At 69.1% G+C, this 23,944-nt stretch carries 40 protein-coding genes and 1 pseudogene; all 41 read left to right on the plus strand.

Translation table 11 applies throughout. The annotated features are described in order from the left end of the window. Positions 1-13: 13 nt before the first annotated feature. The 41 genes and pseudogenes from INT49_RS21205 (at position 14) to INT49_RS13965 (ending at position 23,915) form a co-directional block, all read left to right on the plus strand. Positions 14-214 carry a helix-turn-helix domain-containing protein gene (locus tag INT49_RS21205; protein ID WP_319021624.1) on the plus strand — a complete coding sequence of 67 codons (201 nt, stop codon included), beginning with the start codon at positions 14-16 and terminating at the stop codon, positions 212-214. A gap of 59 nt (positions 215-273) precedes the next feature. Continuing rightward, positions 274-1,053, plus strand: coding sequence for a phage antirepressor KilAC domain-containing protein (locus INT49_RS13775; RefSeq protein ID WP_193118320.1), 780 nt, complete (start codon positions 274-276; stop codon positions 1,051-1,053). A 103-nt stretch (positions 1,054-1,156) separates the two neighbouring features. Beyond that, positions 1,157-1,423 (plus strand): MerR family transcriptional regulator, encoded by a 267-nt coding sequence (locus tag INT49_RS13780; RefSeq protein ID WP_193118321.1) that lies wholly within the window; start codon positions 1,157-1,159, stop codon positions 1,421-1,423. Further along, positions 1,420-1,659, plus strand: a complete 240-nt coding sequence (locus tag INT49_RS13785; RefSeq protein WP_193118322.1) for a hypothetical protein — start codon at positions 1,420-1,422, stop codon at positions 1,657-1,659. Before INT49_RS13780 ends, INT49_RS13785 begins: the two co-directional genes overlap by 4 nt. Then, the gene (locus tag INT49_RS13790) at positions 1,656-1,823 is read left to right on the plus strand and encodes a hypothetical protein (RefSeq protein WP_193118323.1); all 168 of its coding nucleotides are present in this window, start codon (positions 1,656-1,658) and stop codon (positions 1,821-1,823) included. Before INT49_RS13785 ends, INT49_RS13790 begins: the two co-directional genes overlap by 4 nt. Before the next feature lie 14 nt (positions 1,824-1,837). Continuing rightward, positions 1,838-2,263: a hypothetical protein gene (locus INT49_RS13795; RefSeq protein WP_193118324.1), complete on the plus strand. Its 426-nt coding sequence runs from the start codon at positions 1,838-1,840 to the stop codon at positions 2,261-2,263. A 14-nt stretch (positions 2,264-2,277) separates the two neighbouring features. Beyond that, positions 2,278-3,696 carry a ParB/RepB/Spo0J family partition protein gene (locus INT49_RS13800; RefSeq protein WP_193118325.1) on the plus strand — a complete coding sequence of 473 codons (1,419 nt, stop codon included), beginning with the start codon at positions 2,278-2,280 and terminating at the stop codon, positions 3,694-3,696. Continuing rightward, a complete protein-coding gene (locus INT49_RS13805) occupies positions 3,693-4,535 on the plus strand; it encodes a hypothetical protein (RefSeq protein ID WP_193118326.1) in 843 nt (280 codons plus the stop codon). Before INT49_RS13800 ends, INT49_RS13805 begins: the two co-directional genes overlap by 4 nt. Next, positions 4,536-5,126 carry a 3'-5' exonuclease family protein gene (locus INT49_RS13810; RefSeq protein ID WP_193118327.1) on the plus strand — a complete coding sequence of 197 codons (591 nt, stop codon included), beginning with the start codon at positions 4,536-4,538 and terminating at the stop codon, positions 5,124-5,126. Continuing rightward, positions 5,123-6,049, plus strand: a complete 927-nt coding sequence (locus INT49_RS13815) for a helix-turn-helix domain-containing protein (RefSeq protein ID WP_193118328.1) — start codon at positions 5,123-5,125, stop codon at positions 6,047-6,049. The genes INT49_RS13810 and INT49_RS13815 overlap by 4 nt, the downstream gene beginning before the upstream one ends. Next, positions 6,046-6,360 carry a hypothetical protein gene (locus tag INT49_RS13820; protein ID WP_193118329.1) on the plus strand — a complete coding sequence of 105 codons (315 nt, stop codon included), beginning with the start codon at positions 6,046-6,048 and terminating at the stop codon, positions 6,358-6,360. The genes INT49_RS13815 and INT49_RS13820 overlap by 4 nt, the downstream gene beginning before the upstream one ends. Beyond that, positions 6,357-6,593 (plus strand): WhiB family transcriptional regulator, encoded by a 237-nt coding sequence (locus INT49_RS13825; RefSeq protein ID WP_319021625.1) that lies wholly within the window; start codon positions 6,357-6,359, stop codon positions 6,591-6,593. Before INT49_RS13820 ends, INT49_RS13825 begins: the two co-directional genes overlap by 4 nt. Beyond that, positions 6,590-6,751 (plus strand): hypothetical protein, encoded by a 162-nt coding sequence (locus INT49_RS13830; RefSeq protein ID WP_193118330.1) that lies wholly within the window; start codon positions 6,590-6,592, stop codon positions 6,749-6,751. The genes INT49_RS13825 and INT49_RS13830 overlap by 4 nt, the downstream gene beginning before the upstream one ends. Next, positions 6,748-7,833: a coiled-coil domain-containing protein gene (locus tag INT49_RS13835; RefSeq protein ID WP_193118331.1), complete on the plus strand. Its 1,086-nt coding sequence runs from the start codon at positions 6,748-6,750 to the stop codon at positions 7,831-7,833. The genes INT49_RS13830 and INT49_RS13835 overlap by 4 nt, the downstream gene beginning before the upstream one ends. Then, positions 7,830-8,150, plus strand: coding sequence for a hypothetical protein (locus tag INT49_RS13840; RefSeq protein ID WP_193118332.1), 321 nt, complete (start codon positions 7,830-7,832; stop codon positions 8,148-8,150). The genes INT49_RS13835 and INT49_RS13840 overlap by 4 nt, the downstream gene beginning before the upstream one ends. Then, positions 8,147-8,494 carry a hypothetical protein gene (locus INT49_RS13845; RefSeq protein ID WP_193118333.1) on the plus strand — a complete coding sequence of 116 codons (348 nt, stop codon included), beginning with the start codon at positions 8,147-8,149 and terminating at the stop codon, positions 8,492-8,494. The genes INT49_RS13840 and INT49_RS13845 overlap by 4 nt, the downstream gene beginning before the upstream one ends. Continuing rightward, a complete protein-coding gene (locus INT49_RS13850; RefSeq protein ID WP_193118334.1) occupies positions 8,491-8,691 on the plus strand; it encodes a hypothetical protein in 201 nt (66 codons plus the stop codon). Before INT49_RS13845 ends, INT49_RS13850 begins: the two co-directional genes overlap by 4 nt. Beyond that, positions 8,688-8,882: a hypothetical protein gene (locus INT49_RS13855; RefSeq protein ID WP_193118335.1), complete on the plus strand. Its 195-nt coding sequence runs from the start codon at positions 8,688-8,690 to the stop codon at positions 8,880-8,882. The genes INT49_RS13850 and INT49_RS13855 overlap by 4 nt, the downstream gene beginning before the upstream one ends. Then, a complete protein-coding gene (locus tag INT49_RS13860) occupies positions 8,879-9,163 on the plus strand; it encodes a hypothetical protein (RefSeq protein ID WP_193118336.1) in 285 nt (94 codons plus the stop codon). The genes INT49_RS13855 and INT49_RS13860 overlap by 4 nt, the downstream gene beginning before the upstream one ends. After that, complete coding sequence (locus INT49_RS13865; protein ID WP_193118337.1) at positions 9,160-9,381, plus strand: hypothetical protein; 222 nt, start codon at positions 9,160-9,162, stop codon at positions 9,379-9,381. Before INT49_RS13860 ends, INT49_RS13865 begins: the two co-directional genes overlap by 4 nt. Next, on the plus strand, positions 9,378-9,716 hold the full coding sequence (locus INT49_RS13870; protein ID WP_193118338.1) for a hypothetical protein: 339 nt from the start codon (positions 9,378-9,380) through the stop codon (positions 9,714-9,716). The genes INT49_RS13865 and INT49_RS13870 overlap by 4 nt, the downstream gene beginning before the upstream one ends. Before the next feature lie 28 nt (positions 9,717-9,744). Next, a complete protein-coding gene (locus INT49_RS13875; protein WP_193118339.1) occupies positions 9,745-10,050 on the plus strand; it encodes a hypothetical protein in 306 nt (101 codons plus the stop codon). Then, the gene (locus INT49_RS13880; RefSeq protein ID WP_193118340.1) at positions 10,047-10,316 is read left to right on the plus strand and encodes a hypothetical protein; all 270 of its coding nucleotides are present in this window, start codon (positions 10,047-10,049) and stop codon (positions 10,314-10,316) included. Before INT49_RS13875 ends, INT49_RS13880 begins: the two co-directional genes overlap by 4 nt. 93 nt (positions 10,317-10,409) lie before the next feature. Beyond that, complete coding sequence (locus INT49_RS13885; RefSeq protein WP_193118341.1) at positions 10,410-11,663, plus strand: hypothetical protein; 1,254 nt, start codon at positions 10,410-10,412, stop codon at positions 11,661-11,663. Positions 11,664-11,800: 137 nt separating this feature from the next. Then, entirely contained in the window at positions 11,801-12,193 is a 393-nt protein-coding gene (locus tag INT49_RS13890) for a hypothetical protein (RefSeq protein ID WP_193118342.1), read from the plus strand. Positions 12,194-13,334: 1,141 nt separating this feature from the next. Then, on the plus strand, positions 13,335-13,682 hold the full coding sequence (locus INT49_RS13895; RefSeq protein ID WP_193118343.1) for a hypothetical protein: 348 nt from the start codon (positions 13,335-13,337) through the stop codon (positions 13,680-13,682). Positions 13,683-13,892: 210 nt separating this feature from the next. After that, positions 13,893-13,979: pseudogene (locus INT49_RS21700) on the plus strand (helix-turn-helix domain-containing protein); the annotation flags it as partial. 190 nt (positions 13,980-14,169) lie between these two features. Next, positions 14,170-14,763: a P27 family phage terminase small subunit gene (locus INT49_RS13900; protein WP_193118344.1), complete on the plus strand. Its 594-nt coding sequence runs from the start codon at positions 14,170-14,172 to the stop codon at positions 14,761-14,763. Beyond that, a complete protein-coding gene (locus INT49_RS13905; RefSeq protein WP_193118345.1) occupies positions 14,760-16,529 on the plus strand; it encodes a hypothetical protein in 1,770 nt (589 codons plus the stop codon). The genes INT49_RS13900 and INT49_RS13905 overlap by 4 nt, the downstream gene beginning before the upstream one ends. Before the next feature lie 13 nt (positions 16,530-16,542). After that, positions 16,543-17,982, plus strand: coding sequence for a phage portal protein family protein (locus INT49_RS21580; RefSeq protein ID WP_193118346.1), 1,440 nt, complete (start codon positions 16,543-16,545; stop codon positions 17,980-17,982). Continuing rightward, entirely contained in the window at positions 17,979-19,274 is a 1,296-nt protein-coding gene (locus INT49_RS13915) for a head maturation protease, ClpP-related (protein ID WP_193118347.1), read from the plus strand. Before INT49_RS21580 ends, INT49_RS13915 begins: the two co-directional genes overlap by 4 nt. A gap of 1 nt (position 19,275) precedes the next feature. After that, positions 19,276-19,632 carry a capsid cement protein gene (locus tag INT49_RS13920; protein ID WP_193118348.1) on the plus strand — a complete coding sequence of 119 codons (357 nt, stop codon included), beginning with the start codon at positions 19,276-19,278 and terminating at the stop codon, positions 19,630-19,632. Between the two features lie 14 nt (positions 19,633-19,646). After that, positions 19,647-20,567 carry a phage major capsid protein gene (locus INT49_RS13925; protein ID WP_193118349.1) on the plus strand — a complete coding sequence of 307 codons (921 nt, stop codon included), beginning with the start codon at positions 19,647-19,649 and terminating at the stop codon, positions 20,565-20,567. 2 nt (positions 20,568-20,569) lie between these two features. Beyond that, positions 20,570-20,884, plus strand: a complete 315-nt coding sequence (locus INT49_RS13930) for a hypothetical protein (protein ID WP_193118350.1) — start codon at positions 20,570-20,572, stop codon at positions 20,882-20,884. Between the two features lie 15 nt (positions 20,885-20,899). Further along, complete coding sequence (locus tag INT49_RS13935; protein ID WP_193118351.1) at positions 20,900-21,349, plus strand: hypothetical protein; 450 nt, start codon at positions 20,900-20,902, stop codon at positions 21,347-21,349. Further along, a complete protein-coding gene (locus tag INT49_RS13940; RefSeq protein ID WP_193118352.1) occupies positions 21,346-21,678 on the plus strand; it encodes a hypothetical protein in 333 nt (110 codons plus the stop codon). Before INT49_RS13935 ends, INT49_RS13940 begins: the two co-directional genes overlap by 4 nt. A 3-nt stretch (positions 21,679-21,681) precedes the next feature. After that, positions 21,682-21,984, plus strand: coding sequence for a hypothetical protein (locus INT49_RS13945; RefSeq protein WP_193118353.1), 303 nt, complete (start codon positions 21,682-21,684; stop codon positions 21,982-21,984). Further along, the gene (locus INT49_RS13950; protein WP_193118354.1) at positions 21,981-22,385 is read left to right on the plus strand and encodes a hypothetical protein; all 405 of its coding nucleotides are present in this window, start codon (positions 21,981-21,983) and stop codon (positions 22,383-22,385) included. Before INT49_RS13945 ends, INT49_RS13950 begins: the two co-directional genes overlap by 4 nt. 77 nt (positions 22,386-22,462) lie before the next feature. After that, positions 22,463-23,101, plus strand: coding sequence for a hypothetical protein (locus INT49_RS13955; RefSeq protein ID WP_193118355.1), 639 nt, complete (start codon positions 22,463-22,465; stop codon positions 23,099-23,101). Between the two features lie 89 nt (positions 23,102-23,190). Beyond that, positions 23,191-23,523: a hypothetical protein gene (locus INT49_RS13960; protein WP_193118356.1), complete on the plus strand. Its 333-nt coding sequence runs from the start codon at positions 23,191-23,193 to the stop codon at positions 23,521-23,523. A gap of 116 nt (positions 23,524-23,639) precedes the next feature. Beyond that, positions 23,640-23,915, plus strand: a complete 276-nt coding sequence (locus tag INT49_RS13965; protein ID WP_193118357.1) for a hypothetical protein — start codon at positions 23,640-23,642, stop codon at positions 23,913-23,915. Positions 23,916-23,944: the final 29 nt, after the last annotated feature.

Below are 23,944 nucleotides of genomic sequence, written 5' to 3' on the forward strand. Positions count from 1 at the left end.
GTACAAGCGCGTCGTGAATCCCGCAGCCCTCCGTGCCATCCGGGAGCTGGCTGGCGTCAAGTCTGGCGATCTCGCTCGGGCTGCCGGGATCAGCCACAGCTTCCTCTCGAACATCGAGGCCGGCCGGAAGCAGCCGTCACCCTCCGTGACCCACACGCTCGCCCGGCGCCTCGGCGTCCCGATCGACGCGATCACTGTCCCTACATCCGTCTGAACGCAGAAGCGCCCCGCCGGCAAGGGCGGGGCGCGTGATCCCCGAAGGGAACGATCTACATGGACCAGCTTATCCCCATCGACCGCGCCGAGGACGGTGCGCTCGTCGTCGCGACGACAGTCATCGCCGCGAACACCGGAGTCCAGCACAAGAATGTGCTCGGTCTCGTCCGCGACAACCTCTCGGATTTCGAGGACTTCGGCGGGGTCGCGTTTGAGACGCGACCCTTCCCCACAGCAGGTGGAACCCAGCACCGCGAGGTTGCTCAGCTGAACGAGCATCAGGCCACGCTGCTCCTCACGTTCATGCGGAACAGCCCGATCGTGAAGGCATTCAAGAAGACCCTCGTGAAGGCGTTCTACGCGATGGCCCAGGAGCTGCAGCATTCGGCGCCGGAGATGTCGGGGCCCGAGCTGATGGCCCGCGCCGTGCTCGAGGCGAACCGGACGATCAAGGCTCTCGAGGCCACCGTCTCCGAGCAGCAGCCGAAGGCCGACGCCTGGGACCACATCGTGTCATCCGCTGGCTCGTGGTCGTACGAAGAAGCCGCAAAGGTCCTCTTCGAGCAGGGCGTCGTGACGATCGGGCAGCAGCGTCTCGTCGCTCGGCTCGTTGAGTGGGGGTACCTCTTCCGCGATTCGAAGAAGCGCCCGCACGTCTACCAGCGCCACCTCGAGCAGGGACTGTTCGTCACGAAGGCCCGGGTCTACACCGACCAGGAGACAGGCGAGACCCGCCAGTCGTCCGCGCCCCAGGTGCGCATCACCGGGAAGGGCCTAGACATGCTCTTCCGCCGGTTCCGCGAAGGCCAGCTCGCTCTCCCTGGGGTCGCAGCATGACCGCCCCGACCCCGCCGGCCCGCCGCCGTGGGCGCCCCCGCCACCTCCGCGACGTCGTCCGTTCGCTCGCCCTCACCGCTCCCACTCACCGGAAGGACCCGTCATGACCACGAAGACGATCAGGCAGCAGATTCAAGGCGGGCTGGACGCCCGCACGCCCCGACCTGCACTCGCCGTGGTGCCCTCGGCTCCCGCGACGCCGTGGATGGACTCGGTGGGCGCGGCCGAATACACGGGCTTCACCGCCGACGCGCTGAAGCAGATGCGCTACCTCGGCACGGGCCCGGCGTACTCGAAGCCCGCGGGGCGCGTGCGGTACCACCGCGACGACCTCGAGACGTTCATGCGTGAGGGCAGGCGGTCGGCGTGAACGCGTCGCTGATCCCGTTCCCCGCCCGCCGGGGCCGGTACCGGATCTCCATCGAGCAGATGGGCTTCCGGCCCGATGACCTCCGCTGGGTCGTGGCCTGCTCCTGCGGCCACGCCGATGTCCGACACGACCGCGAGGACGCGCGCCGCGCTCGCCGGCAGCACCAGGCCGAGCACGACCGTGCCGTCCAGGTTCATCCCGCGGGCAAGGGCCGACCGGGCGGGGGCGCCGCATGAGCATCGTCCTGCTTCTCGCGCAGCTGCTCGTCCAGCTGACCCTCGCCGTCGTGATCGTCCTCGGTGCCGGGTTCCTGATGTGGCTGCTGTGGGACACAACCGTGGGCCCGTCGGCCCGCGCCGCCGCCGCACGCCGCCGAACCCCTGGGGGCGCCCGGCCATGAAGAGTCGTCGTTCCGTGTCTGCCCGCCCTGGCCGCCCGTCCCCGATCTGTGAGGACTGTGGCGCGGAGGTGTGGTGGGCGTGGGGTCTCCAGGGCAAGGTCTGGACCCCTCTGGTGCCCGAGCGGTACCGCCTCGAGGGCGGTCCCGGCCTCTACGAGGTGTGGAGGGACCAGCACGGCGGCCTGTTGTGCAAGTACCGGGCCGCGGGGACACGGGGCGATATGGACCAGTCGTGGCGGGGCACGCACCACAACACGGTGTGCGGCCACTGGCGCGATGAGGTCACCGCAGGGCTCGTCCGCGAAGTCGCGGCCGCGATCCCAGCGATCAACGACAGGGAGTTACTCGCGCTGGGCCACCGGCTCCGCGAGCTCGGAGACCAGATCTCCGCACAGATCAGACGGCGGGCCATGGAGGCCGACGCCGACGAGAACGAATAGGAAGCCAGGGAGTCATGGAGCAGATCACGATGGTGCAGCTGGACCAGCTGCACCCGCACGAGAAGAACCCCCGCATCGACGCCGCCACGGTCGCGGAACTGGTCGAGTCGATCCGGGAGCACGGCATCGAGGTCCCCCTCGTCGCTGCAATGCATCCCAGTGGCGTCGGGCACGTGGTCCTGGCAGGCCACCGCCGCCTCTCCGCCGCGCTGCAGGCCGGGCTCACCGAGGCGCCGGTCCAGATCCGCGACGACCTCACCGACGCACGCGACCAGCTGGCGTTCATGGCCACGGAGAACATCCACCGCGACCAGCTGACCGCCGTCGAGGAGTCCCGCCTCGTGCAGGACATGCTCGACCTCGGCATGACCCAGGCGCAGGTCGCGAAGCAGACCGCCCTCGGAAAGAAGCGCGTCGCCGACCGGGTCAAGCTCGGCAAGCTCGCCGAGCAGACCGGCGACAAGGTCCACCGCGGCCAGATCACCGTCGACGACGCCCTCGTGATCGCCGAGTACGCCGACGACCCCGACACCGCGAAGGAGCTCGAGCAGGCCGCCGGCACCTACAACTTCGACTTCTACACCTCCCGCGCCAAAGCCCGCCGCGAGGCCCGCCAGCATGTCGACAACGCCAAGAAGGAAGCGAAGAAGCTCGGACTCCGCGTCGTCGACGAAGAGGCCGACTTCATCGCCCTGGCCGAGCTGCTCACCGAGGCCGGATGGACCACCAGCGCGCTCGACGAAGCGGCCGCCGCCGAGGTCTCCGGCCAGGAATGGGAAGACCTCGTCTACACCGAGCACGCCTCCTGCCCCGGCCACAGCGCCCGGATCATCGAAACCGGGTGGGACGCCGGCACCATCGACGTCGGCTGCGACCAGGTCGCCACCCAGCACGGCGACGCGCTCGCCGAGAACAGAGAGGAGCCGGAGCCTGAGCTGGATCCGTGGGACGAGATCACGGCGGAGGACTTCGCGGCCGCGAAGATCCACCGCGAGCAGCACCTCGCCAAGCACCTCTCCCAGCTGGATGCCGAGCCAACTGCCATCGAGATGGCCACCGAGCAGCTCCTCGGCCAGTGCTGGCGTGAGTACGGCGACTCCCCCGACGCGATCGCCTTCGTCGAGGCGCTGACCGGAGTCGAGGGCAAGTCCCGCGTCCGTCGCAAGCTGGCCTCCTGGCCGCTCGCCGCGCTCGTCCTACTCAACGCCCAGTGGTGGGAGATCACCGCACACCACCGCTACATGGCAGAGGGCCGCCAGGGCTCCTCCTACTGGGGCGAGAAGTCCAAGCTCCGCCACCTCCTCGAGGACACCGGCTACGAGTGGACCGAGCCCGAGCAGCGCGCCATCCTCCTCGCCACCGGTATCCCCCACGACGCGACCGACGACACCGAGGCCGGCGCTGCGCTCGCCGAGGGTGGTGAGGCGGTATGACCACGATCGAGTTCTCCACGCCGGGCAGCGGCGAGCCGCCGGTGACCGTGACGTCCGACCAGCTGTCGTCGTTGGCCAAGGGCTGGCCTTCTGAGCCCCATCGTGTCGAGTTCCATGTCTACGGCCTGGAGTTCTGCCGGATGCTCGGCGCAGTCGCGTTGTTCCAGGCCTCGCCGAAGGACTTCGCGTCGTACGCGGCGGTGCGGTGCTTATCCCGGCATGACGGCCTGTCGATGGCGGCGCTGAACGGTGCCGCGGCGGCGGCCGGGCATGTGCAGACCGAGCACGCTGAGGGGTACGGGGCGTTCTCGATCCCTCACGCTCAGGTGAAGGCGATCATGTCGGTGTTCAAGGTGGCCCTGCCGAAGGAGGTAAGCGCCCAGGAGTACCTCCTGCAGGTCGAGGTCTCCGATCGGCAGATGACGATAACGGACGTGTCGGGCCTGATCGATGGGTCGTCGCTGACGGTAGACGTCGCGGAGGATCCGATGTCGCTCGAGCGCGGCGAGAAGTCGACCCTCGATCTGGTGCACCAGACGTTCCAGACGGTGCAGCGCGGCCTGGATCCCGCCGCCCCGCTGAACATGGCCGAGGGCATCTGGTTCTCGCCTGCTCAGGTTGGCCGAATCGCGCGCGCCGCGACGCTGCTGGGTCTCGAGCTGCACATGCAGATGAACGGCCGGATGCTGCTCGCCCCGCTGGACGACGACTTCGTGGCCTACTGCGCGTCGGCCGAGCACCGCGAAGACGACGAGCACCGACCCCCGTGGATCGATGCGCGCTCCCTGAGTGCATGGCGGGGCCGTCTGCGCGAGGCCATCGATGAGGGGGTGATCTGAGTGCTCAGGATCGACCGGAAGCTGGTCTTCCTCGACATCGAGGCGACCTCGCTGGACACGCTCACGGCGCGGCCGTGGGAGATCGCCACGATTGAGCGCTGGCCCAGCGGTGCCGAGCGGCGCACGACGATCATGATCAGCGACGTCGACACGACTCACGCGGACCCGAAGTCCCTGGAGTTCGGCCGGTTCGATGAGCGGCATGTCCAGGATGGCCGAGCGCGCTGGCTGACCGAGAGCCTCACGGCCCTGTGGATCGCCCGGCGGATGCGGGAGACGGCTGAGCATGGGCGGCCGTTACTGGTCGGTTCGGCGGTCGGCACGTACGACGCACCGATCCTCGCCGCGATGCTGGCCCGCCACGGGTTCGTCCCGGAGTGGCACCACCACCCCATCGACCTGATGACGTGGGCGCAGGCCCGCGAGGCCGAGTCCCCGTTCGGGACGATCAGCCTCCGCGAGCACAGCTCCTACGATCTCTCGGAGCTCGCCGGGGTGCCCCGGCCGGCGGCCGCCGTAGCGCACACCGCGATGGGTGACGCCCTGTGGGCGCGCGACTGGTGGGACGCGATCAAGGGCGTGGTCGCATGACCGGGCCGAACGCTGTCCGCGCGCCCCGCATCAAGCGGGAGTGCGAGCACAAGTACGCGAAGCACGTCCATGGCACGGCGACGGCGTACAAGCTTGACCGGTGCCGCTGCGCGCCGTGCACGGATGCGTGCACGGCCGAGGAGCGCCGCCGCCGGCTGGACGCCCATATCGGTGCGGCTCCGCGCCGGATCGACGCGGGCCCCGTGCGGGCACATATCAAGGCGATGCAGGCCGAGGGGCTCGGCTATCGCCGGGTCGCTGCGCTCGCGGGCCTGGCCCCGTCGACGGTGCTGAAGATCGTGCGTCGGGATCCGAAGCGGGTGGACGGGATGCCGCAGCAGCGCGTCGCCCCGGACACCGCCCGCCGGATCCTCGCGGTGACGGCGTCGCCCGCCGTGCTCTCCGAGGGCGTGGTGGTCGACGCGACCGGCGCGATCCGCCGTATCCATGCTCTGCAGGCGTGCGGCTGGTCTCGGCGGCAGCTCGCGGCTCGTCTGGGCGTCGAGCACAACACGCTGAACCACATCCTCACGACCGGTGGTGCGACGGGCCGGATGGTCCGGGCGATCACCGCTCTGTACGAGGAGCTGTGGAACGCGGCGCCGCCGGCGGCCACGGCGCATGAGCGCGCGGCGATCACCCGCACGCTCCGCACCGCGAAGGCCAACGGCTGGGCCGTGCCGATGTCCTGGGATGAGGACGCGATCGATGACCCGGCGGCCCGGCCTGTCCAGGCCCTGGCCGAGCGTGCCTCGGCCAGGGAGCGACTCGACGAGCTCGAGTGGCTGCTCCGTGCGGGCGTCGGGTTCGACGTCGCGGCACGGCAGGCGGGGTACTCGTCCTGGGACTCCGCGCAGTCCATCGCCCGGCGCCGCGGACACGCGGTCGCTGACCTCAAAGTCCGAGTCGAGGTGGCGGCATGAGCGTCATCGGCACGTTCGTCGCGACGTTCCCGTTCCACGGGGGCATGTCGTCGCAGAGGATCCGTCGGGCGCTGCGCCCGGACGTCTACGCGATCGCGGACCGGCAGGGCGTCGTCATCACGAGCGAGCTGCAGTTCCGGCTCGACCGCACCGGCGCCGGCCAGTTCATCGTCGTGCAGGCCGAGGCGTTCTCCACCCGCCCGGTCGCGGAGGTCCGCAAGCACGCCGAGCTCATGGCCTACGAGCACGAGGTCGCGCACCCGGTGATGGCCGGCTGGATCGGCCGTCAGCTGCGGGCGGTGAGGTCGTGATCCTTCCCAAGCCTGAACCGTGGATGGCCGACGCGGCGTGCGCGCAGGTCGATCCCGAGCTGTGGTTCCCGGAGAAGGGTGGATCGTCAGCGGCCGCGAAGCGGATCTGCCAGTCCTGCCCGGTGCTCCAACAGTGCCTCACGTATGCGGTCGAGCACTTCGAGCTCGGCGTGTGGGGCGGGACCAGCGACAAGCAGCGCAAGGCCATGCGCGCCGCGAGGGAGGCCGCGTGATGCACGTCCACCACAGCGTTCCCGAGTCGGAGACCGAAGACCACTGCCAGACCAACCCGTGCCCCTGCGATCCCACCCAGCACGTCACCGCCGCACCCGGCAAGCAACCGGTCGTGACCCTCACCCATCAGTCCCTCACCACCCAGGAGAAGCCATGAAGACCATCGAGCTCACCGACATCGACGGCGATGCACTCACCATCAGCCAGCGGCTCGACGCCACCTGGATCACTTGCACCAAGGGCGCCGAGGAAGTCACCGTCGGGCCCGTTCCCACCGACGCCGTACGCCACGCGTTCCAGGAGCCCATGGGCGATGGCGACGCGGACGGTGGCGTGACCGCCGCCGCCTTCGAAGCCGAGGTGGTCTCTCCCGGACGGGCACGGTCCCTCGTGCAGGAGAGGGGCGAGCTCGCGGAGGCTCTGGACACGACGATGGGCCGCGCGATCGCGGCCGAGCGGGAGCGGGACGAGGCCGCACGGTTCGCGGCCCTGTGGAAGGAGGCGGCGCGGCGAGCCATCCAGCAGGAACGCCAGGAGGACGCGTTCAGGAGCACGATGCTCGCCAACTTCCAAGTCGCCATTGCCCAGCGCGACGAGGCCCGCGGAGACTGCAACGATGCGCTGCGCCGGGAGAAGGCTGAGCAGGACCGCGCCGTGCAGGCCGAGGAAAACGTGCGGGCTCGCGAGGAGATGGTCAACAGGCTCGCAGCACGCGCCGAGCAGGCTGAGGCCGCGCTGGAGGATCTGCGCGAGCAGTACGGCGCCAGGGTCCGGGAGAAGGACGAGTGGGAGGCCAACGCGGAGGAGGCGGACCGCCGCACCGCCGAGGCCGAGGCGCAGAGGGACACGTGGAAACGGCACCACGATCGCGTGGACGGGCAGTGGGCGAAGGCTGAGCGCGAGGTGACGGAGCTGCGCCGCGCCGCCCAGCCCCGCCCGAGCCTCACCGCCGACGAGGTCCCCGACGCCATGGTGCTCCCCATGCTCGAAGCACTCGGCTCCCGCGAGAAGTGGAAGCACGTCGCACAGCACCCCGCCCTCCTCGTCAGCCGCATCCGCCACGGCCTCGCCGCCGCTCTCGCCATCGACCCCACCCGCCCCGCGGGTGCCGAGAAGCTGGACCCCCTCGTCGATCGAGCGATCCGCGGCTGCTCTGACATCACCTCACCCGAGACCGTGCGCACCATCGCCAACGGCCTCGCCGAGGAAGGCGTCCTCGCACCGGGAGCCCAGTCATGACCGCCACCCTGCGCGAGCGCGCCGAGCACGCCGCGAAGTACGGCTCCAACCTCGTCGTCCCCGCCCGCGAGCTCCTCGCCTTACTCGACCACGCCGAGCGCCCCAACAGCGACGCCCTCGCCGCCCAGTGGCAGGCCGAGGCAGAGCCCTGGCGGGAACAGGCCGAGTGGCTCAGCGCCCGACTCCACGCCGTCCACGAGCTCCACCAGCCCGACGCCGACGGGAACTGCGGCCACTGCACCCGCGGCCGCCTCCACCCCGTCCCGGCGCCGTGCGACACGGCGACCGCGCTCGCCGAGGGCGGTGAGCTCCGATGAAGGCGCTGCTGCTCGAGCGTGGGTTCCCGATCGTTGCCGGCGTGCTCGCGGTCGCCGCGGCTGTCGTGCTCGCGACCCGCGGGGACTGGGAAGCCGCGACGTGGGCGGTCATCGCGTCCGCCGCCTGGTTCCTCCACGTGATCCACCAGTGCCCTGTCGCGGCCCCGGTCGAGGGCGGCGAGGTGACGATCAACTTCGACGGTGGCCCGCACGACGGCGGCTGGACGATGCTCCCGACCGCGGATCTCCCGGAGATGCTCGGCAAGGAGATCCACGCCGACGACGCGACGTACACCGTCACGGCCGTGGAGCACACCTGCTACACCGCCGAGGTGACCCGATGACCCGGCACGTGCCCGGCGCCCGGGTCCGGCTGCGCCGCGGCCGCGTCGCGCACATCGTCGCGTCCACCTCGCCTGACGATCCGGCCCGCTGGACGCTCTGCGGCGTGCCGGTGCTCATGGATGACCAGGCCGCCGTCGACTCCGACCCGGACTGCGTCGGCTGCTACAACACTCCGGCGAAGAGGAGATCTCGATGACCGTCCGCCCCCGCTACACCGTCCGCATGAAGGTCCGAGACCTCCGCACGCTGGCCCGCACCGTGGCCCGCACCGCCGAGCCCCTCGCCAGCGCCATCGCCCGCGCCGCGACACCCCTCGTCGTCGCGGGAGCCCGCACCGCAGCCACGATCCTCACCGCCCGCTACACCGACCCTCAGGAGAAGCCGTGAAGACCGCCTCGACCGTCCTGCTCATCGCCTCCGGCGCCGCCGTGCTCGCAGCTGTGTGGGTGCCAGGCGCCTGGTGGCAGTGGGCCATCACCGCCCTCGTGCTCCTCCTCGCCGGGGCCGGCACCGGGGGCGCGGCTGCGAAGTCCGTGCCGTACGCCGAGGGCGGCCACGTCGGCCCTCGGAAGGACGACGACAGCGTCCGCGTGCAGATCTCCGGCCCGATCACGCCCGAGGACGTCGACGCCTACAAGCGCACCTACGGACGGAAGGCCGACCGATGACCACCACCCCACGACGCCGCCTCGGTCGCATGATCCGCAAGGCCCGCCGCCGCGGCTACACGAAGCAGGACGTCCTCGCGTACCGCAACGACTTCGCCTCCGCCTGGATCCGGATCGCTGAGCTTGCCGCACCAGCTATCCAGCACCTCCTCGCGATCATCGCCGCTGACGACGAACGCCGGCAGCCCCTCGTCCACGACGGGAGGAAGCCGCGATGACCACGCTCTACAAGCCCGTCCTGATCGAGTCCGCCGAGCAGGCCGAAGCACTGCCCATCGGGACCGTGGCGACGCTGTCCGAGGACATCGGTGACGGAGTGGCCGACTTCTACGCCGCCACCAAGGCCGAGGACGGCTGGGAGCGCACGGACAGCTCAGGCCCCTCATGGATGAGCCCCGCCCCAGCCACGGGCATGGTCGGCTGGACGGCTCTCGTGCCCATCGAAGCCGAGGAGGAGCGGGCGAGGAGCCAGATCAACATCACTCACTTGCCGCCACCTGTGCCGCAGATGGTTCCCGTTCGCCTGCCCTGCCTTAGGTGTGGGCTCCGATGACCCGCTACGTCACCCCCTGGGAGGAAACATGAAGCTCTACAAGGAGGTCCTGATCGAGTCCGCCGAGCAGGCCGAAGCACTGCCCATCGGGACCGTGGCGACGCTGTCCGAGGACATCGGTGACGGAGTGGCCGACTTCTACGCCGCCACCAAGGCCGAGGACGGCTGGGAGCGCACGGACAGCTCAGGCCCCTCATGGATGAGCCCCGCCCCAGCCACGGGCATGGTCGGCTGGACGGCTCTCGTGCCCGTCGACGTCGAGATCGAGCACATCCAGCACCGCGCCTCGGGCCGCCGGAAGACCATCTACATCACCGACTGGAGCCACGAATGACCACGAAGCAGACCCTCCGCCGGCACCGCGGCCGCGCGATCCGCAAGGCCCGCCGCGAACAGCGCGCCGACTACGCCCGCACGGTCGATGCCCTCGACGTGCTCCGCAAATTCCGGGACGCATTCGTGCGATGGGCACAGGACGTCTGGAACGTGGTGCGCGTCGCGCTCTGCCGCCTCGCCCCGCTCCTCATCACGTCCCGCGACGGCGCCGGCGCTCGCCGGCGGCACCCCGCGGGTGGCTACCTACCGAGGGAGAGGAGGTGATGCGAGATGAAGGAGATCTGCCAATCATGCGACCGGGTGATCAACCCCGTCACGGGCGAGTGTCGTTGTTCGGACTGATGAAGGAGAGGGCCAGTGGCCTGGTTAAAGACGGGTGACACCGCCGCGATGGACGAGCGCGTGCTCGACGTCGCTGAGCTCCCGGATGCGGAGCCGTGGTCGGTGAACGAGGTGTATGGCTTCGTCTCTCGCCTGTTCATCCAGGCGGCCCAGCAGGGATCGGACTATCGCGTGTCGATGGGTACGGCGATGGCGCTCAGCCCTCGCTACGAGCTGCTGTTAGCGCAGGCGTCCCGGACCGGGCTCTTGACGCTGGCTGTCGAGGACGACCGGCGCGTGATCCGCCTGGTCGCGGACGGCGACTTCCATCATCTCCGCACCCGTGAGGAGATCGACTGGGAGAACGCCCGCAAGGCTGACGTCTCGGACCTGACACTGGCGATCCCAGTGCGGGTGCGCGACGGCGACGCCTGCAGGTACTGCGGCGTGGTCGTCAACTTCTCGGACAAGAAGGGCGGGCGTGGGGGAACCTACGACCACCTGAAGCCGGGGCAGCGGGCCGAGACGATCCACGACCTCGTTGTGGCGTGCCGGTCGTGCAACGGCGGCCGTAGGGACGCCGGCGAGCAGCGCGCGAAGCGCTTCGTCCTGTTCCCGCCCCCGCATGAGAACGCCCGCTACTTCTCGAAGTCCACCATCGCGTGGTTCACCGAGAACGGGACGATCTTCACCGATCTCGGCCTGACGATCCCGAAGCGCTCTCGTGGCGCGAAGGACCGTCGGCCGGGCACCCAGACCCGAACCGACGCGAGCCCCGCACAGGGGCGCGCCGAGGCCACCGAGGGTGCAGGGCCCGCGGCGTCGCCTGAGGGCGACGATCAGCGACCTGCAGCTCCCCAGACGCGTCCAGACACCGCGGCGCCGCACTCCAGCGGCGAACAGCGCACCGGGACAGCGCGGGGAGCAACCCCGGCGACCACGGGACAGCACGAGGTACCTGCGCGTGCCTCCGAGAGCTCTGCAGACGCGGCGCCGCATCCCAGCGGCGACCAGCGCGCAGGTCGCTCCTCGGATGCATCTGACGCGGACCTCATGCCAGTCCAGGTCGCACCTCAGGTCGTCCAGAAACCGAATACAGCCTGGGGTAATGCTCCAAGCAGATCGCTTCTGGAAGCTGAGACTGACGGATCTGGATATCCCGGGACGGGTAGGGACGGGACGGGCCGGGCAGGGCAGGGCCGGCACGGGCAGGACCGGGGGCCCGCCGGTCAGGCGGCCCCCGGTGTGAAGCGGAAGAAGCGTGGTCGGAGAGGGAGGGGTAAGCGATGAGGGTTCCATATGATCCACGGGTGCATCAGATGGTGCAGATGGTGAATCAGCTTGAAGATGCAGCTCGGGTGATTCCTCGGTGGAAGAACCAGGCTGCTGGTGGACCGTCGGGATCTGGTCCTGGTTCGACGGTCCTGGTGAACGTCTCTGGTCTGGACCTGGCGCGGGAGATCCATAGTGTGCTGGTGACCTGGTGCGAGGAGATCGCGGAGAAGCGTGGGGTCCAGCCGCCCGACGTGGCGTTATCGACGTGGCACTGCACTCCGGGTGGGACCTGGATCGCGACGGGTGGGAACACCTCGGCGATCGCGATGTGGCTTCGGCAGCAGTCGTCATGGGTGGTCGAGCAGACCTGGTACATCGACGCCATGTGGCCCGAGTTGATCGAGCTGCGGCGGAAGGTGCGCGGGCTGATGGGTCTGTGGCAGACGCCGAAGGCCATGCGGGATCTCGTCGTCGAGCTCGCGTCGTCGGGTGGGTCGATCGAGGAGATGCGGGAGGTGGCTCGTGCACGCCGAGCAAACGCCTGAGGGTCTGGTCGTCGACCGTGCATGGATCACGAAGATGTACGGCCTGTCGGCACACTGGGCCAGGAAGGAGCTGCCGGTCCACCGCTATGGGCCGGGCCGGAAGGCGCTGCATCTGCTGACCCCGGAAGTCACCCGCCGCCTCGCCGCGACTGCCCCGCGTCGGCGGGGTGGTGGACGGTGATGTGGATTCAGGGGATCACGTTCCTCCTGTGGTTCGGGGTCGTGGCGACCGTTGTCCAGTGGCTTCTGCTCGACTGGTTCGACCGGCTGCGTGCCGAGCGCGGCCGGGTCCCGGTACTCGACGCCTCCTGGATGTGGATCGAGAACCTGGTGCGATGGTGTCTCTGGGCGCCGGTCCGCCTTGCCGAGTGGATCCGGCGGGGTAGGTAGCAGGTCGACACGCCGCGCCGAGCTGAGGGTGCTTGACGTTATCTCACCCTTATCTCATGATGATCTTGATCTTGGAGTACTGCACCCAACGGCCCGTTCGCACATCTGCGGCGGGCCGTTCGCATGCCTGCCGGCGGCCGGGCCAGCCTCACATCCCACCTGGTCACGCGCTCGGACCCGAGCCGCCGGCACCTGCTCTCGCACTGCGAGCCCGACCGAGGGGGTGGCGGCGATGTGACTGATGGGCGACTGAATCCTCCATGGAGTGGCAGGCGGACGACTCAGGCGACCGAGCTCGTGCGACGCAAGGGCGAGGCGCTGGGTCTTCCGTGCTGCATCTGCGGGCAGCCGATCAACTACCGGCTGCGGTGGCCTGACCCTTACTCGTGCTCGCTGCAGCACGTGAAGTCGCAGAGGGACTTCCCCCACCTGCGGTGGGAGCCATCGAACTGGGCACCCTCCCACCTGGACTGCAACACGCGGTTGGGGGCAGGGGACCCCACCGATCTCGGCGTCATGTCGTGATGAGCACCCCGGGGTACTGCTACCGCTCCGGGGTGGGTCGAGCGCCCCGGCCCGCTGCGGCTGTGACCGCGCCCGGGTCGCGCTCCCCCGTGATGGTCGGCCTGGCGGTGCCCCTACCGCTGCCGGGCCGGCCATCGATCGGAGGTGGCGCGTGCGTCGAGTGGTGCTGCTCTGCGGTCCGCCTGGTGCGGGGAAGACGACGGCGGCGAGGGCGTCGGGCTTCGAGGTGTTCGACCGGGACGACGCGGCGTGGACGACGGAGTCACAGTTCCAGGCTGCGCTCGAGGAGCTCGGGCAGCGGCACCACGTCGAGGCGGTGGTGATCCGAGCGGGCGCGACGTCGTCGGCTCGGCGTCGCTGGGCTGATCTGGTTCGTGCGACGCACGTGTTTTTAGTGCTCGAGCCTCCCGAAGTCGCGGCGGCCCGGGTTCGAGCCAGGGGCAGGGATGACATGGTCCGCACCCTCGCAGGCATCAAGCGGTGGTGGTCGGCATTCGATCACGACGATCACGCTCCGCGGTTCTCGTCGTGGGAGCTGCTGAACGAGCCTGACGATCTCGGTCTGATGAGCTGAGGATCGTTTCCGATCCTGTTCGCTTTTGCAAACTTCCTGCATCTGTATGCAGCGGGGGGCCTCGAAAATCCGGGCCCCCCGCCCCGGGAGGGGGCCTGCCGCGACCTCCCTCCCTCCCCGGGGCATGGTGAGGGGGTATGCCTGGTCAGGCATACATCTGCATCAAAATGGACCCACGAGAAGGAGACCGTCGTGCATGCTCGCCAACCGATTCGGTCGCTTCATGCAGGCGGTGTAGGGATCCGCGCGATTGCGCGTGATCTCGGGATCTCTCGGAACACTGTTCGTCGTGCTCTGGATCTGTCCCGGCCGGCGCAGTACCGGCGGGGGTCGATGGACAGCCTCGATGAGCTCGAGGGCGGTATCCGGGACGCCCTCACCCTATACCCGCACATGCCCGCCACTGGGGTGGCGAGGCGAATCCGATACCGCGGCCCGATGTCGGCGTTCAGCGCCAGAGTTCGGAGCGTTCGACGGGAGGTGCTGAATGGAGGCCCCCGAGCACCTGTCTGACGATGTGCGCGAGATCTGGGACGAGGTCCTGGATCGCATGCCTGCGGGACGGAAGGTCGACGCGACTCGCTTCGAGGTGTACTGCGAGCAGCTGAGCGCATTCCGTGTCGCGGCGAAGGACGTCCGCGAGAACGGGGTCCGCATCGAGGACGCGACTGGCCGCACGATCCGGAACCCGTCCGTGGACACGCTGCGCGACATGACGAAGCAGCTGAACGTGTGGGGCGCCGAGTTCTCCCCGCCGAACAGCGCGCCGAAGCGGCGCCGCGGCACGATGTACGACGCGACCGCGAAGGCAGTGAAGGCGGCGAAGCACCTCGAGGGGCGCGACGAGTTCGCCGGTGCTGTCGAGGCCGTGAAGACGCTGGCATGGCTGATCGATGAGGCACAGCGGTCCGGCCTGCACTCGCTGCAGTCCGCGGCGTACGGCACGATCCCGAGCTACCTCAAGGGCTGCGCCGCACTGCAGATCACGCCCGCGACCCCGCCGAGCGTCGAGCAGCCGACGAAGACCAACAAGAAGAGCTCCCGCGCCTCGTCGATGCGGGTCATAAAGGGCACAGCGTGAGCGCCCCGGCGCTCGCCGAGGTCGATCTCCCACTGCACGAGGTCAACGTGGGCGCCGAGTATCGGGCTGCCGTCGGCGGTCCGCCGGCGGACGGCAAGCGGTACGGCTCGACCGAGCCCCGCGTCGTCACACCGCCGAGGCGGCTCCTGACGCCGGAGTCGTCGTGGGGCTTCCGCGTGATCGAGTTCGCGACCGACGTGCTGCGCGTCCACCTGTACCCCTGGCAGCGGTCCTTCGTGATTCGTCTGCTCGAGCGGAACGAGGACGGGTCGCTGCGGTTCCAGACCGCAGTGCTCCTGGTTGGCAGGCAGAACGGCAAGTCGACGATCTCGAAGGTCCTCGCCCTGTGGTTCATGCTCGAGATGGAGTGGCCGCTGGTCCTGGGCACTGCACAGGACCTCGAGACTGCCGAGGAGATCTGGGAAGACGCAGTCAACCTCCTCCTGGAGGAGACCGACGACGAGGACGACCTGTCCGACTTCGTCGAGCGGGTCATCCAGACCAACGGCAAGAAGGCGCTGATCCTGAACAACGGCTCCCGGTACAAGGTGAAGGCCGCGAACCGGGCCGCCGGCCGTGGCCTCTCCGGCAACCTGATCATGCTCGACGAGCTGCGCGAGCAGAAGAACTGGGGCGCCTGGGGTGCGATCACGAAGACGACCCAGGCCCAGGACTTCGCGCTCGTTCTCGGACTGTCCAACGCCGGAGACGCCCTGTCGGTCGTCCTGGCCTACCTGCGGAAGATGGCCCACGCGGCCGTCGGAGACCCCGACGGTCTGAACAAGGTCACTCCCGCCTCGGGACCGACCATCCTCGACATCGAAGCGTCCCTCGAAGAGGACGACGAGCTGTTCGAGGACGACGACCCGGAGGACTGGGAGCAGGACGAGGAGACGCTGTTCCTCGCCGAGTACTCCGCGACCCCCGGCATCGACCGGCGCGAGCGGTCGGGCTGGGCACAGGCGAACCCGTTGCTCGGCTACCGGATCCGTGAGCGCAAGCTCGCGTCCGACTGCCGCACCGATCCCGAGTGGGTGTTCCGCACGGAGGTCCTGTGCCAGTGGCCCGACGGCACGATCGACGGGATCTTCCCGCCGGGTTCGTGGGAGGACACCACGAACGTCCCCGAGACGCTGCCGGACGGGACCCAGAGGGTCGCCGAGGCAGACCGCATCGTGGGCCCGATCTGGGTCGGGCTCGACAAGTCGGCCGACCGCTCGCAGACCTGGATCACGTTCGCCGGGCACCGCGAGGACGGCCTCCCACAGGTCGAGGTGCGGGCAGTCCGCCACGGTGACGACTGGGTGAAGGGATGGCTGCTCGAGCACGAGTGGCGCGACCGATTCCAGGCGGTCACCGGACAGGGCCGCGGCGCACCGATCTCTGACCTCCTGAAGGACTTCGACGAGGACCCGACCTTCGGGATCCCCGTGGAGCCCTGGTCGGGTGGAGACCTGATCGCCGCCCACGGACAAGCGTTCGAGGACATCCGCGACGGCAAGGTCCGCCACAACAAGCAGCCCCCGCTCGACGCTGCGGCCGCGACCGCCGTTCGGAAGGACCTCGGCGACGGATGGGTCATCGATCGCAAGCGCTCGCCGTCGGACGTTGCATCGCTGATCGCATGGCTCGCCGCGCTCTGGCTGATGAAGAAGCGCGTCGCGGAAACGCCCGCGGCTCCGCCGCCGGCTGCCCTCGAAGACGCCCCGAATGACGACATGCACGACAGCTGGACGACGAGTGACCTGAACACCATCGGGTTCTGAAAGGAGGTGGAGCGTGGCGATACCGCAGACAGAGCACGGCTACCAGGCTGCGACGGGCTCGTGGTGGTCGGCAGTCGACGACCTCGAGGAGACGCCGGAGCTGATCTGGCCGCTCAACCTCGAGGTGTACGACCGGATGCGACGCCAGGACGCCCAGGTGATCTCGGTGCTCCGCGCCGTGACCCTGCCGATCCGTCGCACTGGCTGGCGGCTCGACCCCAACGGCGCCCGCCCCGAGGTCGTGGAGCTCATTGCCGACGACCTCGGCCTGCAGGTCCAGGGACAGCCTGAGCGCGCCGTGGTGCGCACCAGGGACCGCTTCTCGTGGTCCGACCATCTGCGTCTCGCGCTGCTCATGCTCGTGTTCGGCCACTCGCCGTTCGAGCAGGTCTACCGGATCGACGAGAAGGGCCAGGCGCGCCTGCGGAAGCTGGGCTGGCGCCCGCCCCGCACGATCTCCAAGGTGGACGTGGCGGCCGACGGTGGGCTGATCGCGCTCGAGCAGCAGGCTCGCGGCGCGAGCACTTCTCGGTCCCGCATGGACGTCGATCGCCTCGTGGTCTACGTCAACGACCGAGAGGGCGGCAACTGGCTCGGCGGCTCGCTCCTGCGCCCGGCCTACAAGTTCTGGGTGCTCAAGGACCGGCTGCTCCGCGTCCAGGCACAGACCGTCGACCGCAACGGCATGGGGATCCCCGTGTACGAGGGCGCCGAGCCTCCGATGATGGGCACCCTCGCCGAGCGCGAGGAGTGGGCGAAGAAGGACGTGCAGGCCGGTCTCGCGATCGCGAAGGCCGTCCGGTCGGGCAACAACGCCGGCGCGTCCATCCCCCACGGCTCCAAGCTCACGCTGTCCGGCGTTACCGGCTCGCTGCCCGACGCGGACAAGCCGATCCGGTACTACGACGAGCAGATCGCCCGCGCAGTACTCGCGAACTTCTTGAACCTCGGAGGCGACAACTCGACGGGCTCCTACGCGCTCGGCGAGACCTTCGCGGACTTCTTCACCCTGTCGCTGCAGACCGTCGCTCAGGACATCGCGTCCACGGCCACACAGCACATCGTCGAGGATCTCGTGGATCTGAACTGGGGCGAGCACGAGCCCGCCCCGAAGATCGTCTTCGACGAGATCGGGTCGCGGCATCCGGCGACAGCGGAGGGCATCCGCGCACTGATCGAGTGCAAGGCGCTCACCGCCGACGACCAGCTCGAGCAGCACCTCCGCACCATGTACTCCCTGCCGCCGGCTGACGCCGACACGGCCCGCGAGTACAGCTCGGGCGACGGTACTGGCGGCGACCTCGACGCGATGAGAACGCAGTCGGACATCACCGGCCTCCTCGCCCGCACCGGCTTCGACGCTGTCGACGCCGCGCGCGCAGCGGGACTGCCGGACATCAAGCACACGGGCCGTCTGCCCGTCACTCTGGCCGACCCCGAGGAGGGAACATGACCGACACCCGCCGCACTCCCCCGCTGCCGCAGACGGACCGCTGGTTCCGCATGGCAGCCGACGAGGAGACCCGCACCGCGCAGGTCTACCTCTACGACGCGATCTCCGGCTGGTTCGGTGTCACCGCGAAGGACTTCGCGCGCGACTGGAACGCGCTGGACGTCGACCAGATCGATCTGTTCATCAACTCCCCCGGCGGCGACGTCTTCGACGCCCTGGCGATCCTGAACGTCATCCGGCGCACCGAGGCCCGCGTGGTCGCGCACGTCGACGGGATCGCAGCGTCCGCAGCGTCGTTCATCGCTATGGGCGCCGACGAGCTCGTGATGGGCCGCAACAGCGAGCTGATGATCCACGACGCCTCCGGCCTCTGCTGGGGACCCGCCGAAGACATGCAGAAGATGTCCGACGACCTCGCCCGGATCAGCGACAACATCGCCTCGATCTACGCCGAGAAGGCGGGCGGCGACGCCTCCACCTGGCGCGAGGCCATGCTCGCCGAAACCTGGTACACGGCAGACGAGGCCGTGACCGCGGGCCTCGCCGACCGCGTCGACGGCGACCGTGACAAGTCCGAGGCGAAGAACAGCCTGGACCTCTCGATCTTCGCCCACGCCGGCCGCGCCGACGCCCCCGCACCGAACCTCGGCAACTCACCGCCGTACGACAAGGGCGGTTGGCTGAACCGCCAGACCGACTACCAACGGGGCGGCCTCATGCAGGTCATCCCCGAGAGCTTCGCCGCGGCGCTCGCCGCCGGCGACCACAGACCTCCGGCCGAGCCGGTGGAACCCACCCACACCCAGAAGGAAGGAGCCGACCTCATGTCGGACACCATCAAGAAGGGGCTGATCGACAGGCTCGGCATCACCGACGCCGAGGCGACCGAGGACACCATCCTCGCCGCCGTCGACGAGGCGCTCGCCGAGCGTGCCGAGCCCGCCCCGAAGTTCTCCCCGCCCGAGGGCACGGTGCTCATGGACTCCGACCAGGTCGAGCAGCTGCGTGCTGACGCCCGGGCCGGCGCCGACGCGCGCGCCCAGCAGATCTCCGACCGCCGCGCCGGCATCGTCGACGCCGCGATCACCGATGGCCGGATCGCTCCGGCCCGGCGCGACCACTGGGTCGCGCAGCTGAACGCCGACGAGGAGGGCGCCACCGAGGTGCTCGCCTCCCTGACCGCCGGCACCATCCCCCTCGCCCCTGCGGGCTTCACGGGCGGCGTCGACGAGTCCAACGACGAGGACGCCGTGTACGCCAAGTACTGGCCGACCACCGAGAAGGAGGCCTGAGATGGCTGACTACCTGCCCCTGTTCAACCCCGGCACCGCTGTCACGTTCACGGCGTCGGACGACCTGATCGGTGGCCGCCTGGTCGAGATCACCGGAGATCGCAGCGTCGCGCACGCGGCAATCGGCTCCGGAAAGGTCGCCGGTGTCGCCGGTTTCAACACTGCCGCGGGAGAGCTCGTGACTGTGTACTCCGGCGGTGTGCAGCTCCCGACCGCTTCGGGTGCGATCGCCGCGGGTGACCGTGTCGCGGCCGCCGCCGACGGCAAGGTCTCCACTGCGGAGACCGGCACGATCGGCGTCGCGCTCGCGGCTGCCGCAGATGGCGAGACCGCCCAGGTCCGCTTCCACCTGGCCTGAAAGGAGGTCCGCTCATGTCGTTCACCTACCCCGGTGCGCCGGTGAGGGTCGGGTCTGACCTGACCACCACCGAGATCCACCACCTGATGAAGACCCCGTCGCTTCTGCGGAAGCGCCTGGGCACCATCCTGGACCACAAGTTCATCTCCGATTACCTGCTCGCAGGGCGCTTCACCGCCGAGGGCGGCGCGATCCTGTACGAGACGGGCGAGACGATCTTCTCGGCCGACGACCCGGAGGCCATCGCCCCCGGCGGGGAGTACCCGCGCTCGGTCATGACCTCGGGTGAGCTCGCCACCGCGCGCACCACGAAGTTCGGTCGCGGGACCGAGGTCACCGACGAGGCGATCAGCCGTCTGCTGATCAACCCCGTCGACAGCGGCCTGCGCAAGCTCGCGAACTCGATGATCCGCTACATCGACGGCGTGGCGCTCGGCGTCATCGCCTCGAAGGTCACGCAGTCCGAGGCGGCTTCGGCCGCGTGGGCTGATGCGGGCGCGATCGTCGACACCGTGCTCGCGGTGAAGGCGAAGGCGGAGGAGACCCACGTCGAGGAGAACTTCGACTACTCCACCGTCGTGCTGAAGCCGACCCAGTTCGCGAAGGTCGCGGCCGCGCTCATCAAGTCCGATCTGGTGCCGCGCGAGTCGCAGAACTTCGCGCTCTCGGGGGTCATCCCCTCGTACCTCGGTCTGACCTGGGTGACGTCGAACCACGTCCCCTTCTCGGACCCGATCCTGGTCGATCGCGACCAGCTCGGCGGCATGGCCGACGAGAAGATCCAGTCGCCCGGATACGTCGGCTACGACGGTCTCGAGGTCCGCTCGGACCGCGAGAACAGCGCCGACAAGTACGTCATCCAGGCGCGCCGCATCACCGTCCCGGTGGTGCTGGAGCCGAACGCGGGAATCCGCATCACCGGAACGGGAGTCTGAACATGGCGAAGCAGCTCAAGGTCATCGCGGCGTGCGTCGTCGTGAACGTCGGTGGACAGGAGCGCTACCTCTACAAGGGGGCCGTGCTTCCGTCCAGCGTCGAGCGCAAGGACATCACGCGGCTGAAGAACACCGGCCTCGTCGCCGAGGTCGAGGTCGCAGTCCCCGAGGCTGATTCCGCGGCCGACGTGGCGGCGGCCGAGAAGGCCGCTGCCGAGAAGGCCGCCGCTGAGAAGGCAGCGGCCGCGAAGGCTGCGGCCGATCAGGGCAAGGCCGACAAGGCCGCCGGCAACGGTGGCGCTCCGGCGCAGAAGTGATCGAGAGGGGGCGTCATGGCTGACGAGGAATCCTGGGTGAGTCCCGACGATGTCTCGGCACCGTGGCGCCCCCTGACCGCTGCTGAGAAGCAGCGGGCGACCGCCCTGATCGCGTCGGTCTCGCGCGACATCGACCGGCGCTGGCCAGGGCTGCGTGCTCGGGTTGCTGCCGGGTCGGTCATGAAGGCGGACATCGCGGACGTCATCACCTGGCTGGTGCTTCCAGTGCTCGGCGGCCCGCCGGCGCCGGGCGCGAAGTCGTGGCAGGTGACGTCTGGGTCGGAGTCGCGGGCGATCACGCTGGACCAGTCGTCGGATCCTCGAGCTCCGTGGGTCTACGCCCAGTGGATGCTCGAGATCCTCGACGGTGTCCCGGATGCTCGACAGGCCACACCGCAGGGGTCATTCCCTCCGGCAGGCCCGTACGACGATCTGTTCCCCCGCTGGCCGGAGGGGCGCCGATGATGTGGTTCGACGAGCAGATCCATGGCGAGGAGATCACCGTCCGCCAGATCACGTCCGGGAAGCCGGATGCGAACGGGCGAGCGACGGAGACTCCCGTCGACCATGTCCTGTCGGGCTTCTCGGTGGTACCTGTCGGCTCGGAGGAGTCGGTCGGCAACGAGAAGGTCATCACCTCCCGGTACCGGGTCTCTGGCCCGTCGACTGATCTTGTGCGTGCACACGATCGAGTCCTCTGGCGCGGCGACGAGTACAAGGTGGACGGCCACCCGCGGTCGTTCTACGGGGCGTTCCCGCACACCGAGTTCTTTCTACAGCTGGATCGGGGGTGAGGCATGGACGTCCGAGACATCGTGCAGCAGGCCTCGCACTCACCGGCTGTCCGCCGGCGGCTGCGGGCCCGAGCGAACCAGGTCGCGGCCCGGGCGAAGGCGATGGCGGCCCGTGAAGGGCTGCGGGAGCTGTCGGCTGACATTCGTGTCGTCGAGGGCACTCGTCCCGGCACGAAGGCGCAGGGCTTCCGCCGCCCGTACGCCAGGGTCGTCGCTCCGGGGGCCGCGAAGTACGAGATGGGCACCAGCCGGTTCAACAAGTACCGGCTGATGCTGCGCGCGTCCAGGGCGGTGAGCAGACGATGAGCCAGGTGATCGGCGTGTGGCCGAACACCACGCGCTTGCTGATCGCGTACCTGACCGACCGCACCGGTCTGCCGGTGTACTCCCGTCGTCCCGAGGATGGGTGGATGAGTGCCGCCCCGTGCATCTGGGTGGACCGCCTCCCGGGCCCACCCTCGGACGGCTACTCGAAGACGTACACCTTCGACATCGAGGCGATGCACACCGATCCCGACGACCTCGGATCGCTGGTGCAGATGCTCGAGGTGTACCTGTTCACCCTGCCGTCGGAGTCCGACACCCGACACCAGGTCGACGACGTGCAGTGCACGGCCGAGTTCGCTGACGTCCCCGCGGACGACATCGACCTCGAACGGTCCGTCGGCTCGTTCGACATCACCGTCCGCCCCCAGCCCGCCCTGTAATCCCCCCGCGCGCCCCGTGCGCTCCGGCCCGTCACGACTCCGTGGCGGGCTGTTTCTGATGGAAGGAAACCCCCGTCATGGCATTCGTGACCGACAACATCGAGACCGACAACCGGCTCGTCCTCAAGCATGGCAACAAGATCCTGGCGCTCGCCGACTACGACGAGCCTCCTGTCGAGGAGCTCTTCACGGCCGAGGGTGAGCCCTCGCCGCTGCCGGCCTACTTCCGGCAGATGGGCTACATCACCACCGATGGTGCGACCCAGGGCAACGACGTCTCCTCGACCGACACCAACATGGACCAGGACGTCGAGCCGGTCCGCTCGGACATCGAGTCGATCGCCCGCACCCTCGCCGTCACCTTCGGTGAGGCGAACGCCTGGGTGAACGGCCTCTACCACGGCCTGCCCGTCGCAGAGTGGGCGGCCTCCAAGTCCGCCGCCTGGGACTACACGTTCGGTGAGGTCTCCGACCCGCCGTTCTACCGTCTGCTGTTGCTGACCCAGGACGGGACCGGCTCGCAGACGAAGTACCGCGTCGAGCAGGCGTACCGCGCCAAGGTCACCAACCTCGGTGAGCGCACCCTCTCGCGTGCGGACGCTGAAGGGTTCCAGTTCACGTTCGGGCTCTACAAGGACCCGGCCACGAACATGACCTACCGCCGCGCGCAGAACGGTCCGTTCTACCTGCCCGTCGAGCCCCCCGTCGGCGGCTGAGCCGCCCCTGATCGTCGGCGCGCGTCGTTCGCTGGTGCGGCGCGCGCCGACTCTCCAACCAGCACACCAGCTCCAGGAGGAATCCCAGCATGTCGAAGAAGAACACCCGCAAGGTGTACAAGCTCGCCGAGGTCCGCCCCGCGTACGAAGAGGCCGTCGGCTCCGAAGGCGGAGTCGTCGAGTTCGAGGGGACGGACGGAAAGACCTACACGTTCCCGCATCCGCTGTTCATGGACGATGACCAGCAGGAAGCAATGGACGGCGCGTCGACGAAGTACGAGATCAGCGAGGTCCTCCTGGGTGACCAGTACGAGGACTTCGTGGCCGCCGGCAACAGCCTCGATGACCTCGGGATGCTGTTCGGGATGGTCTCCCGGGAGGCGCAGGAAAAAGCCCAGAAGGTGCGTCTTACTCGGCGCTGAGCCTCCTCGGGGAGCACCCCGAAGCGGTCGAGGCGTCCCTGCTGCAGACCTATGCACCCAGGGATCCTCTGCGCGAGTACTTCCGGGGACAGCTCACTCTCCGCCAGCTGAGACTGATGGTCGAGTGGCTGCCCCTGAACGCACCGGCATACCGAGCCGCCGCTGGGCACGCGTGGACCGACGAGACGCTCCTGCAGTGGGACATCTCCTCGCAGCTGCGCGCCCTGAATGCGGCCCTGGCGAACCTCTTCCGTGAGAAGGGTGCCAACCCCGTAACACCCGACTTCCTCCCCGCCCCGGGCGTGGATGGCGGGTACGAGGACGGCGACGTTCTCGACGAGGTCGAACAGCAAGAAATCCGCTCCAACATGGAGCGCCTCTGGGGGTCCTGACCCCCGAGCACAACTTCATAGAGAGGGGG

Origin of the sequence: Brachybacterium tyrofermentans (assembly GCF_014897585.1) — a bacterium.
GTDB lineage: Bacteria > Actinomycetota > Actinomycetes > Actinomycetales > Dermabacteraceae > Brachybacterium > Brachybacterium tyrofermentans.